At 72.6% G+C, this 14,085-nt stretch carries 13 protein-coding genes; 8 read left to right on the forward strand and 5 right to left on the reverse strand.

Annotated elements, in window-relative coordinates:
• On the reverse strand, window positions 1-444 hold a 444-nt coding region (locus tag HUN59_RS19305; RefSeq protein WP_217483604.1), incomplete at its 3' end, for a hypothetical protein.
• Window positions 445-603: 159 nt separating this feature from the next.
• Here HUN59_RS19305 and HUN59_RS19310 point away from each other — a divergent pair.
• The gene (locus HUN59_RS19310) at window positions 604-879 is read left to right on the forward strand and encodes a hypothetical protein (RefSeq protein WP_217483605.1); all 276 of its coding nucleotides are present in this window, start codon (window positions 604-606) and stop codon (window positions 877-879) included.
• Between the two features lie 22 nt (window positions 880-901).
• Here HUN59_RS19310 and HUN59_RS02035 read toward each other — a convergent pair whose 3' ends face one another.
• On the reverse strand, window positions 902-1,735 hold the full coding sequence (locus tag HUN59_RS02035) for an ABC transporter permease (protein ID WP_058743221.1): 834 nt from the start codon (window positions 1,733-1,735) through the stop codon (window positions 902-904).
• On the reverse strand, window positions 1,732-2,733 hold the full coding sequence (locus HUN59_RS02040; RefSeq protein WP_174777348.1) for an ATP-binding cassette domain-containing protein: 1,002 nt from the start codon (window positions 2,731-2,733) through the stop codon (window positions 1,732-1,734). The genes HUN59_RS02035 and HUN59_RS02040 overlap by 4 nt, the downstream gene beginning before the upstream one ends.
• Window positions 2,734-2,899: 166 nt before the next feature.
• On the opposite strand from HUN59_RS02040, the gene HUN59_RS02045 reads away from it, so the two are divergent.
• From HUN59_RS02045 to glmM, 6 genes are all read left to right on the forward strand, one after another.
• Window positions 2,900-3,817: a tRNA pseudouridine synthase A gene (locus HUN59_RS02045; RefSeq protein WP_254629966.1), complete on the forward strand. Its 918-nt coding sequence runs from the start codon at window positions 2,900-2,902 to the stop codon at window positions 3,815-3,817.
• Window positions 3,814-4,560: an MBL fold metallo-hydrolase gene (locus tag HUN59_RS02050; protein WP_058743224.1), complete on the forward strand. Its 747-nt coding sequence runs from the start codon at window positions 3,814-3,816 to the stop codon at window positions 4,558-4,560. Before HUN59_RS02045 ends, HUN59_RS02050 begins: the two co-directional genes overlap by 4 nt.
• Before the next feature lie 118 nt (window positions 4,561-4,678).
• Window positions 4,679-7,780 (forward strand): ExeM/NucH family extracellular endonuclease, encoded by a 3,102-nt coding sequence (locus HUN59_RS02055; RefSeq protein ID WP_217483603.1) that lies wholly within the window; start codon window positions 4,679-4,681, stop codon window positions 7,778-7,780.
• Between the two features lie 349 nt (window positions 7,781-8,129).
• The gene (rplM, locus tag HUN59_RS02060; RefSeq protein ID WP_058743226.1) at window positions 8,130-8,576 is read left to right on the forward strand and encodes a 50S ribosomal protein L13; all 447 of its coding nucleotides are present in this window, start codon (window positions 8,130-8,132) and stop codon (window positions 8,574-8,576) included.
• 36 nt (window positions 8,577-8,612) lie between these two features.
• On the forward strand, window positions 8,613-9,098 hold the full coding sequence (rpsI, locus tag HUN59_RS02065) for a 30S ribosomal protein S9 (protein WP_058743227.1): 486 nt from the start codon (window positions 8,613-8,615) through the stop codon (window positions 9,096-9,098).
• Between the two features lie 22 nt (window positions 9,099-9,120).
• Complete coding sequence (gene glmM, locus HUN59_RS02070; RefSeq protein ID WP_174777349.1) at window positions 9,121-10,494, forward strand: phosphoglucosamine mutase; 1,374 nt, start codon at window positions 9,121-9,123, stop codon at window positions 10,492-10,494.
• A gap of 116 nt (window positions 10,495-10,610) precedes the next feature.
• On the opposite strand, the gene coaA is transcribed toward glmM, so the two are convergent.
• Both coaA and HUN59_RS02080 read right to left on the reverse strand, forming a co-directional pair.
• The gene (gene coaA, locus HUN59_RS02075) at window positions 10,611-11,555 is read right to left on the reverse strand and encodes a type I pantothenate kinase (protein WP_174777351.1); all 945 of its coding nucleotides are present in this window, start codon (window positions 11,553-11,555) and stop codon (window positions 10,611-10,613) included.
• Between the two features lie 125 nt (window positions 11,556-11,680).
• Window positions 11,681-12,166 carry a glutathione peroxidase gene (locus HUN59_RS02080; RefSeq protein WP_058743048.1) on the reverse strand — a complete coding sequence of 162 codons (486 nt, stop codon included), beginning with the start codon at window positions 12,164-12,166 and terminating at the stop codon, window positions 11,681-11,683.
• Window positions 12,167-12,236: 70 nt separating this feature from the next.
• On the opposite strand from HUN59_RS02080, the gene glmS reads away from it, so the two are divergent.
• Window positions 12,237-14,084, forward strand: a complete 1,848-nt coding sequence (gene glmS, locus HUN59_RS02085; protein WP_174777352.1) for a glutamine--fructose-6-phosphate transaminase (isomerizing) — start codon at window positions 12,237-12,239, stop codon at window positions 14,082-14,084.
• Window position 14,085 lies beyond the last annotated feature (1 nt).

Below are 14,085 nucleotides of genomic sequence, written 5' to 3' on the forward strand. Positions count from 1 at the left end.
GTACGCGAAGACCCAGCTGATCGCCCACGCGACCACGATCACGAGCAGGGCGGTCCCGACGACCGGCATGTCGAGCCACGCGGACCGCAGGCGCAGCTGGACGAGGGCCCCGGTCCGCAGACGGCGTGCGACGTCGCGTTCGCCGGCCGGGAGGCGCGTGCCGGCCCCGTCGGACCGGCTCGCGTCCGCGGCGCGGTCGGGTCCACTTCCGCGGTCGCGTTCGGGTTCGTGCTCGCGTTCGCGTTCGCGCTCGCGCCCGCGTACACGTGCTCGTTCGCGTTCGTCGACGGCGGCGATGCGGGCCGCGCCGGCCATCAACCGCCAGTGCACCGCGCGCGTGCGGGGGTCCCGCAGCAGGTCCCACGCCGCGGTGTACGCCGCGGCCGCGCGGTCCGGGTCGCCCGCCCACCGCGCACACTCGGCGTCGATCGCGAGCGCGAGCACGAACCCGAACGCGACCGCGGAAGTGGACCCGACCGCGCCGCGGACGCGAGCCGGTCCGACGGGGCCGGCACGCGCCTCCCGGCCGGCGAACGCGACGTCGCACGCCGTCTGCGGACCGGGGCCCTCGTCCAGCTGCGCCTGCGGTCCGCGTGGCTCGACATGCCGGTCGTCGGGACCGCCCTGCTCGGCCTGGCGATCGCGCTGCTGCGGGACGGCCGCACGGCGGACGCGGCCCGCTGCTGGGCGGTCGCCACGCGGGTCGGCACCCGGCAGGACTACGCCGTCCTCGCGCACGCACGGGTCCGACCGCTCCTGGTGGCCGGTGTCGGCGAGCAGGCACTGGCGGACGCGGAGACGACCTCGTCCGGTTGGGGGCCGGACGAGGTCGTCGTGCGGACGCGGGCGCTCCTCGAGGAGCTCCGCGTCGAGCGGTGAGGCGCACCGCGCAGCGGGTGCGTCAGGCCTTCCGCATGTAGGCGCGGACCGTCAGCGGCGCGAACACCGCGACGATGACCGCGGCGCCGAGCAGGCTGAGCCACAGGTCGCCGCTGACGGTGCCGTGGTTCACCAGGTCGCGGACCGCCGTGATGAGGTGCGAGACCGGGTTGACCTCGGTGAACCACCGGAGCCACGCGGGCAGCGTGTTCGTCGGGACGAACGCGTTCGACAGGAACGTCAGCGGGAAGAGCACGAGGTTCGCGATGCCGGACACGCTCGACGCGGTGCGGGCGATGACGCCGAAGTACGCGAAGACCCAGCTGATCGCCCACGCGACCACGATCACGAGCAGGGCGGCGAGCAGCACCGCACCGAGGCCGCCGGCCGGGCGCAGGCCCATCACGATGCCGACCACGAAGGTGATCGTCGTGGCGATCGCGTACCGGACGGTGTCGGCGAGCAGGGCGCCGGCCAACGGGGCGATGCGGGCGATCGGCAGCGATCGGAAGCGGTCGAAGACGCCCTTGTCCATGTCCTCGCGGAGCTGGACACCGGTGACGACCGACGACGTGATCGCCGTCTGCACGAGGATGCCGGGGATGATCACGGGCAGGTAGCTGCCGACGTCGCCGGAGATCGCGCCGCCGAAGATGTACGTGAACATCACGGTGAAGACGATCGGCATGAGCGTCACGTCGAACAGCTGCTCGGGCGTCCGACGGATCTTGACGAGGCCGCGGTACGCCATCGTGAACGACTGGCGGACCGTGGCCGCGAGGCCGGAGCCGCCGACGCCCGGACGCGGGGTGACCCGGGGCGCGGCGGTGGTGGTGGGTTCGAGGACGGTGGTCATGCGAGGCTCCCTTCGAGCGCGCGCTCGGTCTCGGCCTGGTCGTCCGGGGACGACGGCGAACCGGTGATGGTGAGGAACACCTCGTCGAGCGTCGGCTTCTGCACGCTCATCTCGGCGAGGGAGACACCCGCGTCGCGGAACGACACGAGCAGGTCGGTGACGCGGTCGGGCGCCGTCATCGGTGCGGTCAGGCGCGCGCCCTCCGGGCTGACCACGGCTGGCGTGCCGAGCACTCGCTCGACGAGCGCGGCCGCCGTCGCGAGGGACCCCGGATCGGCGTCCGCCAGGCGCAGCTGCAGCGAGGCCGTGCCGACCGAGGACTTCAGGTCGTCGGCGGTGCCCTCGGCGACGACGCGGCCGTGGTCGATCACGGCGATGCGGTCGGCGAGCTGGTCGGCCTCGTCGAGGTACTGCGTCGTGAGCAGCACGGTCGACCCGGTCGCGACGAGCTCCCGGATCGTGTCCCACATCTGCGCGCGGGTCCGCGGGTCGAGCCCCGTGGTCGGCTCGTCGAGGAAGATCAGCGGCGGCTGCGCGATCAGGCTCGCCGCCAGGTCGAGGCGCCGACGCATGCCGCCGGAGAACGCCTTGAGGGGTCGGGAGGCCGCCTCGGTCAGGCCGAACCGCTCGAGCATCTCGGTCGCCTTGCGCTTCGCGTCGCCGCGGGACAGGCCGAGCAGCCGCGCGAAGATGACGAGGTTCTCGGTGGCGCTGAGGGTCTCGTCGACGCTCGCGTACTGCCCCGTCACGCCGATCAGGGAGCGGACGGCCTGCGGCTCGCGGCGGACGTCGTGGCCGAAGACGCGGGCCTCGCCGCCGTCCGGCTTCAGCAGGGTCGCGAGCATCGAGATGGTGGTCGTCTTGCCGGCGCCGTTCGGCCCGAGCACGCCGTAGACGGTCCCGGCCTCCACACGGAGGTCGACGCCGTCCACGGCGCGGTTCGACCCGAAGGTCTTGACGAGGCCGGTTGCCTCGACCGCGAGGGGGGTGGTGGTCATCGGGATGGTCCTTTCGTCGATGTCGAGGTCGATGGTGCCGAGGGGCGCTCACGCGCCACTGACGTGGCACTGACACGGGCTGACACGCGCTGACACCGGCTCGCGGTCGCGCGGCACGGCGACCGCCGGACGGGAGGCGCGCCTCGCCCCCGGTACGCTCGCTCGCGTGGACGAGACGGTCGGTTCGGCAGCGGTGCGGGTGCGCCTGGACGTCGCGTACGACGGAGCCGCGTTCTCGGGGTGGGCCCGGCAGCCGGGCCTGCGGACCGTGCAGGGGGCGCTCGAGGACGCACTCGCGACGGTGTTCACCCGGTGGGGCGCGCCGCCGCTCCTGACCGTCGCGGGACGCACCGACGCGGGGGTGCACGCGACCGGACAGGTCGCGCACCTGGACCTGTCGGCGGAACAGTGGGGGGCGCTGACCCGACCCCGCCGGTCGGCGCCGGACGGGCCGCCGCGGACGTCGCTCGACGGGCTCGTCAAGCGGCTGAACGGGCTCGCCGGGCGCACCGGGGACGTCGTGGTGACGCGGGCGTCGGTCGCGCCGGACGGGTTCGACGCCCGGTTCTCCCCGCTCTGGCGGCGCTACGAGTACCGGGTCGCGGACGCCGAGGTCGGTCGCGATCCGCGTCGTCGGGGGCACACGCTCTGGCACCCGACGCGGCTGGACCCGGTGGCGATGGAGCGCGGTGCGCTGACGCTGCTCGGCCTGCACGACTTCGCGACCTTCTGCAAGCCGCGCGAGGGCGCGACCACGATCCGGACGCTGCAGGAGTTCCGCTGGGACCGCGAGCCGGACGGCGTGCTGGTGGCGCGCCTCCAGGCCGACGCCTTCTGTCACTCCATGGTGCGCGCGATGGTCGGCGCGACCATCGCCGTGGGGGAGGGCCGCTTCGGCCCGGACCGGCTCGAGGAACTCCGGGTCGCCGAGCAGCGGACCAGCGCCTTCGCGGTCGCGCCCGCCGTCGGACTCACCCTGACCGAGGTCGGGTACCCGGCCGACGACGAACTCGCGGCCCGCGCGTCGCAGACGCGTGCGCGGCGGACGGACGACGAGCCGGACGCCGGTACCGTCGGGGCATGAGCTCCCGCGAACCCCGGTCCGTCGTCTCCGTCGCCCCCGGGGTCGTCTTCGTCGAGGGGCCGGTCTCGAACTGGGTCGTGCTCGCGGAGGAGGACGGCGTCGCCCTCATCGACGCGGGCTACCCGGCGGACAGCGACCTCGTGCTCGAGACCGTGCGCTGGGCCGGGCACGACCTCGCCGACCTGCGGCGTGTGTACGTCACCCACGGGCACGTCGACCACGTCGGTGGGATCCCGGGCATCCTCGAGCGGCACCCGCACGTGCAGGTCCTCGCGCACGCCGACGAGCTCGACAACGTCCGCGGACCCGAGCGGCAGCAGGTGACCCCGGCCGAGATCGGGGGACGGCTCGCCGCACCCCGGACGCTCCGCTGGCTCGCCCGCGCCCTGCGCTCCGACGCCCTCCGCCCCACGACCGTGCCGTCCGTCCGCGCCTTCACCGGGGCCGACTTCGCCGGGCGGGCGATCACGCCGCTGCCGGCCGACGGGCACACCGACGGGTCGACGGCCTACCTGCTGCCGGCGGCGGACGCGATCGTCACGGGCGACGCCGTCGTGTCGCACCACGACACGCAGCCCGCGTCGTGGTCGCCCCGGCCGCGGATGATCACGCCGTTCTTCACCGCCGACCAGGAGCGTGCGCTCGAGTCGGCGCGGGCGCTGCCGATGCCGGGCGTGCTGCTGCCGGGGCACGGGCCCGCGGTGCACCGGGTCGGGCGGGAGTGGGTGCCGGTCGCGCACTGACCGCGCGGCGGGGTGGCCCCCGGCGAGGGGTGGACCGGATCGTTCACCTGCCGGAAACCTGAGCGACCCGACAGGTGGCTAGCGTGCTGGGGTCCCCCTCCTCCTCCCGAAGGTCAGCATGCCCAAGACCCTGCGGCGCACCGTGTTGTGCGCCACCGTGGCGGCGACGCTCGTCGCCGCTCCCCTCGTGTCCGTCTCGACCGCACTGGCGAACCCCGCCGGCACCGGGCTGGTGATCGGCGAGGCGTACCTGAAGGGCGGCAGCGCGAACCAGCCCTTCACGAACAAGTTCGTCGAGCTCGAGAACCCCACCGACGCGGCCGTCAGCGTCGACGGCTGGTCGCTGCAGTACCGCTCCGCGACGAGCACAGCGGCACCGTCGGCGACGAACGTCGGCAAGCTGTCCGGCTCCGTCCCGGCGCACGGCTCGTACCTCGTGCAGATGGGGTCGAACGGCACCGTCGGCCAGGCGCTGCCGACCGCGGACGCCGTGACCGGCCTCAACCCGTCGGGCTCCTCCGGCACGCTCGTGCTCTCGGACGGCCAGACGCCGCTCGCGCTCCCCGCCGGCACGGTCGCCGCGGGGACGGCCGGCGTCGTCGACGTGCTCGGCTACGGCACCTCGAACACGTTCGAGACGGCTGCCGCGACCACGGGCACGGGCAACACCGTCCCCGACGCGCTGACCCGGACGGACGCCGCGGACACCGACGCGAACGCCCTGGACTTCTCGCTCACCGCGACGATCACCCCCCGGAACGCCGGCGGCCAGGGCGGCGGCACGACCCCGACCGACCCGGGCACCCCGACCGACCCCGGGACGCCGACGACACCGGCCGAGCAGGTCACCATCGCGCAGCTGCAGGGCACCGGCGCGTCCTCGCCCTTCGTCGGCAAGAGCGTCACCACCGACGGCGTCGTCACCGCCGTCTACGCGACCGGTGGTCTGAACGGCTACACGGTGCAGACCGCGGGGACCGGCGGTGCGCTGGACCTCGCCACCCACACCGCGTCGGACGCCGTCTTCGTGTTCTCCGCGTCGACCGTCGGCAGCGTCGCGATCGGTGACGCCGTGCGCCTCACCGGCACGGTCGCCGAGTACAACGGCCTCACCGAGCTCGAGGTGCCCTCGACCGCCGGCCTCACGAAGCTCCCCGCAGCCGGTGTCGTGCAGCCGATCCCGGCCACGCTGACGTTCCCCCGCACCGACGCGCAGCGCGAGTCGCTCGAGAGCATGCTCGTCGCACCGCAGGGTGACTACACCGTCGCCGACAACTACACGACGAACCAGTACGGCGAGGTCACGCTCGCCACCGGGACGAAGCGGCTCGTCCAGCCGACCGAGGTCGCCCGTCCGGGCAGTGCCGAGGCCGCCGCGGTCGCCGCCGACAACGCCGCCCGCAAGGTGGTCCTCGACGACGGCGCGAGCACGAACTTCCTCAGCGCCGCGAACCAGTCGGTGCCGGTGTCGTGGCTCACCCAGGGTCCGGTGACGGTCGGTGCCGCGACGACCTTCACGAAGCCGGTGGTGCTCGACTACCGGAACGACGCGTGGAAGTTCCAGCCGACCACGCCGATCACGGGCGCCACCCCCGCGGCGGACCTGCCGGCGACGTTCTCGAACGTCCGCACCGCGGCACCCGAGCAGGTCGGCGGCGACCTCAAGCTCGCCGGCTTCAACGTGCTCAACTACTTCCCGACGACCGGCGACCAGCTCACCGGGTGCACGTACTACACCGACCGTGACGGCGACCCCGTGACCGTCCGCGGCGGCTGCGACGCCCGTGGCGCTGCGAACGCCGACGACCTCGCCCGCCAGCAGGTCAAGATCGTCAAGGCGATCAACGGCCTGGGCGCCGACGTGGTGTCGCTCGAGGAGATCGAGAACTCGGCCCGCTTCGGGCAGGATCGCGACGCGGCCGTGGCGACGCTCGTCGCCGCGCTGAACGCCGCGACCGGTCAGGACACCTGGGCGTACGTGAAGTCGCCCGCGAAGGTGCCCGCGAGCGAGGACGTCATCCGTCTCGCGCTCATCTACAAGCAGGACCGCGTCGCGCCCGTCGGCGAGTCGACGATCCTGGACGACCCGGCCTTCGTCAACGCCCGCCAGCCCGTCGCCGACGCGTTCCGCCCGGTCGGCGGCACCGCGGACGACGACTTCCTGGTGATCGCGAACCACTTCAAGTCGAAGGGCTCCGGCACCGGGGCCGACGCCGACCAGGGCGACGGGCAGGGCGCGTCGAACCAGTCGCGCGTCCGGCAGGCCACGGCGCTCGCCGCGTTCTCGACCGCGGAGCAGGCGAAGTACGGCACGGACCGCGTGTTCATGCTCGGTGACTTCAACGCCTACAGCGAGGAGGACCCGATGGTCGTCCTGCGGGACGCCGGCTACACCGACCTCGGCCCGGCCGCGGACGCGTCGGAGTACTCCTACGTGTTCAGCGGCCTGAGCGGCTCGCTCGACCACGTGCTCGCGTCGCCCGCCGCGCTCGAGGACGTCACGGGCGTGGACATCTGGAACATCAACTCGGTCGAGTCGGTGGGCCTCGAGTACAGCCGCTACGACTACAACGTCACGGACCTGTACCGCGACGACGTGTACCGCGCGAGCGACCACGACCCGATCCTGGTCGGGTTCGACGTGGCCTCCGGCGACACCACCGAGCCCGGTGACGGGGACGGTGACGGCGGCACCCCCGGCAACGGGAACGGCGGCACCCCCGGCAACGGCAACGGCAACGGCAACGGGAACGGCGGCGGCAACGGCACCGGCAGCGGCGGCGGGATCGGCACCGGAACGCCCGTCGCCCCGGACGCCGACTCGCTGACGGACGGCAACCGCGGCGGCGTCACGGGCCCGGCCTCGGCCCGCGCCGGCGAGACCATCACGGTCGGCGTCGGGACCGCCCGCGCCGGTGAGCGCATCTCGGTCTGGCTGTACTCCGAACCCGTGCTCCTCGGCACCCCCGTGGTCGCCGCCGACGGCACCGTCCGGGTCACCGTGCCGGCCGGCACCACGACCGGGGCGCACCGCCTCGCCGTGACCGCCGCGGACGGTTCACTGGTCGGTTGGACGCCGATCCGCATCGACCCCGCCACGGGCGCACTCGCCTTCACCGGCACGGAGCTCTCCGGCGGGATCGCGGCAGCGCTGCTCCTGCTCGCCGCCGGCACCGGCGTGCTCGTCGCTCGCCGTCGTCGGACGGCACGCGCCGCCTGACACGTCGCGCTCGAGCCCCACAGGGACGTCCCCGCTGTCGACCGACAGCGGGGACGTCGTCCGTCGCGGGGGCGCGCACGGGTCCGCCCCGGATGCGGTGGGCAGCGCGGGTCACGACGCGACCGAGCGGCAGACGGGAGGCGCGTGGCGGGCCCGCCCCGTGCCTCCAGGCCGGCGCGTGGTTGCCGTGGTGAGCCGCGTCGGGTAGGCTCTCTCCTTGGTCTGTGCGCCCCGTGCGCCGGACAGTCAGATGAGCCCTCCACCGGGCAGTTCCGCGTGCATCGCACGAGGAACACCCACCGGAGCGGGATTCACGGACTCCTCACCTCGACACGAAAGCAGCACTCCTGTGACTCGTACGTTCTCCCCGAAGCCGGCAGACGTCCAGCACGACTGGATCGTCATCGACGCGACCGACGTCGTCCTCGGCCGCCTCGCCACCCACGCCGCGGCGCTCCTGCGCGGCAAGCACAAGGCCACCTTCGCCCAGCACATGGACATGGGTGACCACGTCATCATCATCAACGCGGACAAGGTCGCCCTCACCGGCTCCAAGCTCGCGAAGAAGGTCTACTACCGTCACTCGGGCTACCCGGGCGGCCTCACCGCGACCTCCTACCCGGAGATGCTCGAGAAGCACCCGACCCGCGCCGTCGAGAAGGCGATCCGCGGCATGCTGCCGAAGAACACCCTCGGCCGTGAGCAGCTCAAGAAGCTGAAGGTCTACGCCGGCCCGGAGCACCCGCACGCCGCGCAGCAGCCCAAGGCGTACACCTTCGACCAGGTCGCACAGTAGTTCCGGCCACGACGACTTCAAGGACTGATTCAACTCATGGCACAGATCGCTGACTCCCTCGACCAGACCCCGGAGAGCTTCACGACCGAGAGCGCGCCCGTCGCGTCCGAGGCCGCTCCCCGCCAGATCCTCAACGTCTCGGGCGGTGCCGTCGGGCGCCGCAAGGAGGCCATCGCACGCGTCCGCCTCGTCCCCGGTGGCGGCACCTTCACGGTGAACGGCCGCACGCTCGAGGACTACTTCCCGAACAAGCTGCACCAGCAGCTCATCAACGACCCGTTCAAGGTGCTCGAGCTCCTCGGCGCCTACGACGTCACCGCCCGCATCACCGGTGGTGGCCCCTCGGGCCAGGCCGGTGCGCTCCGCCTCGCCATCGCGCGTGCGCTGAACGAGATCGACCGCGAGAACAACCGCGCCACCCTCAAGAAGGCCGGCTTCCTCACCCGTGACGCCCGCGTCATCGAGCGCAAGAAGGCCGGTCTCAAGAAGGCCCGCAAGGCGTCGCAGTTCTCGAAGCGCTAGTCGCCTGGCGAACCCGATCGCAATGCCGCGTCTGTTCGGTACCGACGGTGTTCGTGGTCTCGCCAACGGCGAGCTGACGGCCGCGCTGGCTCTGGGTCTCGCCCAGGCCAGCGCGGCCGTGCTCACGCACGGACACCATGCGGACGCCCGCCGGGCGTCCGGTCGACCGCGCCCGCGCGCGGTCCTGGCGCGCGACCCGCGCGTCTCCGGCGAGTTCCTCGGTGCCGCGGTCGCGGCCGGGCTCGCCTCCGCCGGCGTCGACGTGCTCGACGCCGGGGTCATCCCCACCCCCGCGGCGGCCTTCCTGGTCGCCGACATCGACGCCGACTTCGGCGTGATGATCTCCGCGTCGCACAACCCGGCGCCGGACAACGGGATCAAGTTCTTCGCCACGGGCGGCCGGAAGCTCCCGGACGAGGTCGAGGACCGCATCGAGGCGGCCATGCACGACCAGTCCGCACCGACCCCGACCGGCGGCGACGTCGGCCGGATCACGCGCTTCGCCGACGCCGAGGACCGCTACGTCGTGCACCTGCTCGGCACGCTTCCGCACCGGCTCGACGGCATCCACGTCGTGCTCGACTGCGCGAACGGTGCCGCAGCCGGCGTCTCGCCCGAGGTGTTCGTCAACGCCGGTGCCCGGGTGACGCTCATCGGCGCCGACCCGGACGGCATGAACATCAACGACGGCGTGGGCTCGACGCACATCGACAACCTCGCCGCCGCGGTGCTCGAGGCCGGAGCGGACGTCGGCATCGCGCATGACGGCGACGCCGACCGGTGCCTCGCGGTCGACGCCGCCGGCAACGCGATCGACGGCGACCAGATCATGGCGATCCTCGCGCTGTCCCTGCAGGAGCGGGGGCTGCTGGCCTCCGACACGCTCGTGGCCACCGTCATGTCGAACCTCGGGCTCAAGCGGGCCATGGCGGACGCGGGCATCACGGTGCTCGAGACCGGCGTGGGTGACCGCTACGTGCTCGAGAAGATGACCGAGGGCGGGTTCTCGCTCGGCGGCGAGCAGTCCGGGCACATCATCTTCAGCGACCACGCGACCACCGGGGACGGCGTCCTGACGGGGCTGCACCTCGTCGCGGAGATGGCGCGCACGGGCAAGACCCTGCAGGAGCTCGCGTCGTGCATGACCGTGTTCCCGCAGGTGCTGCTCAACGTCCGCGGGGTCGACCGCCACGGGCTCGACGACCAGGGCGTGCAGGACGCGGTGACCGCCGCCTCTGCCGCGCTCGGGGACGCCGGACGCGTGTTGCTCCGTCCGTCGGGCACCGAGCCCGTCGTGCGCGTGATGGTCGAGGCCGCCTCGCAGGACGAGGCCCAGCGCGTCGCCGAGGAACTGGCGGCCGTCGTGTCCGACCGATTGGCGCTCGACGCCGCGTAGGGCGGGTCGAGCCACCTCCGTAGCTCCCGCGAAACGCAACGAGGGCGGTTCCTCGCAGCGGTACTCCGCTGCGAGGAACCGCCCTCGTTGCGTCTTGCGAGCGGGCGCCCGGCGGTTCAGATCTTGCGGAGCAACACCGACGACACCTCGTGGTTCGCGCCCTTGCGGAGCACCAGGGTCGCCCGGGAGCGGGTCGGCAGCACGTTCTCGAGCAGGTTCGGCTCGTTGATCGCCCGCCAGACGTCGGTCGCGGTGCGCACGGCGTCCTCGCGGGACAGCGAGGCGAACCGGTGGAAGAACGAGTCCGGGCTCGAGAACGCCTGCTCCTGCAGGGCCAGGAACCGGTCGACGTACCAGGACTCGATGTCCCGGGTCTTCGCGTCGACGTAGATCGTGAAGTCGAACAGGTCGGACAGGGCGAGCCGCCCGTGCACCGGCGGCGCGAGCACGTTCAGCCCCTCGACGATGAGGACGTCCGGCTGCCGCACCACGATCTCGGCGTCGGGCACGATGTCGTAGACCAGGTGCGAGTAGTACGGCGCCCGCACCTCGGCCGCGCCGCTCTTCACCTGGCTCACGAAGCGCAGCAGCGCCCGCCGGTCGTACGACTCCGGGAAGCCCTTGCGGTCCATGATCCCGCGGCGCTCGAGCTCGGCGTTCGGGTACAGGAACCCGTCCGTCGTCACGAGCTCGACGCGCGGGGTGTCCGGCCAGCGCTTCGTCAGCTCGCGCAGCAGGCGGGCGACGGTGGACTTGCCGACCGCGACGGACCCCGCGACCCCGATCACGAAGGGCGTGCGTCCGGCGCGTTCCCCCAGGAACCGGCTGGTCTCGGCGTGCAGGTTCCGTGCGCCGGCCGCGTAGAGCGTGAGCAGCCGGGACAGCGGCAGGTAGACCTCCTGCACCTCGCGGATGTCGAGCCGGTCCCCGAGGCCGCGCAGCTGCACGATCTCGGTCTCGGTGAGCGAGAGGTGCTCCTTCGGCGCGAGCTGCGACCACTCGTCGCGCGGGATCTCCACGAACGGGGTCGGGTGCGCGACGGTGGCTTCCGGGATCGGCATGGGCACGAGCGTACCGACGGGAGGCGCGGATCACGTCAGCCGACCGGCCCGCGTGATCCGTGCCTCCCGTCCGGTGTGGCGGTGCGCGTCCGGCGGTCGCGCGCCGGTCGGGCGGTCCGAGCCGGTCAGGCGGGCAGGGCCGCCTCGATGGCGGCGACGACCTCGGGGGCGTCCGGCTTCGTCGTGGGACGGAAGCGGGTGACCGTGCCGTCCGGCGCGACCAGGAACTTCTCGAAGTTCCAGCTGACCCGGCCGGCCTTGCCGGACGCGTCGGGGGTCTCCTTGAGCGCCTGGTAGAGCGGGTGTGCGCCCTTGCCGTTCACCTTGACCTTCTCGGACATCGGGAACGTGACGCCCCAGGTCGTGGAGCAGTACTCGTCGATCGCCTCGGACGAGCCGAGCTCCTGCAGGAACTGGTTGCTCGGGAAGCCGAGCACCGTGAAGCCGCGCGGCCCGTACTGCCGCTGCAGTGCCTCGAGCTGTTCGTACTGCGGTGCGAGCCCGCAGCGGGACGCGACGTTCACCACGAGCACGGCCTTGTCCGCGAACTGCCCGAACGTGGTCTGCTCACCGTGCAGCGTCGTGATCGCGATGTCGTCGAAACGTCCCATGGTCCAAACGGTATCCCCAGTCCTGCGAGCGTGCAGGGTTGCTCCCCAGGCAGACCGTAGGATCGGTCGCATGTGTGGAATCGTGGGCTACGTCGGCACCAAGAGCAGCCAGGAGGTCCTCCTCGGCGGTCTCCGTCGTCTCGAGTACCGCGGCTACGACTCGGCCGGGATCGCGGTCGTCGACGGGTCGCACGACCTGGCCTCCGCGAAGAAGGCCGGCAAGCTGCAGGCCCTCGTCGACGAGCTCGCCGAGCACCCGATCGCGGACGGCGGCACGGGCATCGGGCACACCCGCTGGGCGACGCACGGCGGCCCGACCGACGGCAACGCGCACCCGCACCTGGCGGACGGCGGCAAGCTCGCGCTCATCCACAACGGCATCATCGAGAACTTCGCCCCGCTGAAGGACGAGCTCCTGGCCGAGGGCGTCACGTTCACGAGCGAGACCGACACCGAGGTCGCCGCGCACCTGGTCGGCCGGGCGTACCGCGAGACCGGTGACCTGACCTCCGCCATGCAGCAGGTCGTGCAGCGGCTCGAGGGTGCGTTCACGCTCCTCGTCGTGCACGCCGACCAGCCCGGCGTCGTCGTCGGTGCCCGCCGGAACTCGCCGCTCGTGGTGGGGCTGGGCGACGGCGAGAACTTCATGGGCTCGGACGTCGCGGCGTTCGTCGCGTACACGCAGCGTGCCCTCGCGATCGGCCAGGACGAGATCGCCACGATCCGTCCGGAGGGCGTCGAGGTCGTGCACTTCGACGGCACCCCGGCCACCCCGGAGGAGTTCGAGGTCAGCTGGGACGCCTCGGCCGCCGACAAGGGCGGCTGGTCATCCTTCATGGCGAAGGAGATCAGCGAGGAGCCCGAGGCCGTCGCGAAGACGATCCTCGGCCGCGTGCACGACGGCGCGGTGACGCTCACCGACCTCGACCCGATCGCGGACCGCCTGGCCACCGTCGACCGCGTCATCGTCATCGCCTGCGGCACCGCCGCCTACGCCGGCATCCTCGGCAAGTACGCCATCGAGCAGTGGGCCCGCGTCCCGGTCGAGGTCGAGCTCGCCCACGAGTTCCGGTACCGCGACCCGGTCCTCGACGAGCGCACCCTCGTCGTCTCGATCAGCCAGTCCGGCGAGACCATGGACACGCTCATGGCCGTGAAGTACGCGCGGGAGCAGGGCGCGCAGGTCCTGTCGATCTGCAACACCCAGGGCGCCACCATCCCGCGCGAGTCCGACGCGGTGATCTACACGCACGCCGGGCCCGAGGTCGCAGTGGCCTCGACGAAGGCGTTCATCGCCCAGGGCGTCGCGCTCTACCTGCTCGGGCTGCACCTCGCGACCCTGCGCGGGACGCTGACGGCCGAGCAGATCGCGGAGCAGGTCGCCGAGCTCGAGGGGCTCGCGCCGAAGCTGCAGCAGACCATCGACGACGCCGCCGGGGTCAGCGAGCTGGCGAAGTGGATGGCGGACACCCGCAGCGTGCTGTTCCTCGGCCGGCACGTCGGCTACCCGATCGCGCTCGAGGGCGCGCTGAAGCTCAAGGAGCTCGCGTACATCCACGCCGAGGGCTTCGCCGCCGGCGAGCTCAAGCACGGTCCGATCGCCCTGATCGAGCCCGGTCAGATCGTCTTCGTCATCGTGCCGTCCCCCCGCGACCCGCGGTCCCTGCACCCGAAGGTCGTCTCGAACATCCAGGAGATCCGCGCCCGCGGCGCCCGGGTGATCGCGATCGCCGAGGAAGGCGACGCCGCCGTGCTCCCCTTCGCGGACGAGGTCCTGCGGATCCCGCTCGCGACGCCGCTCTTCGAGCCGCTCCTCGCCGTCGCGCCGCTGCACATGTTCGGCATGGAGCTCGCCGCGGCCAAGGGCCTCGACGTCGACCAGCCGCGCAACCTCGCGAAGTCGGTCACCGTCGAGTAGT

It is taken from the genome of Curtobacterium sp. Csp2, assembly GCF_013347165.1.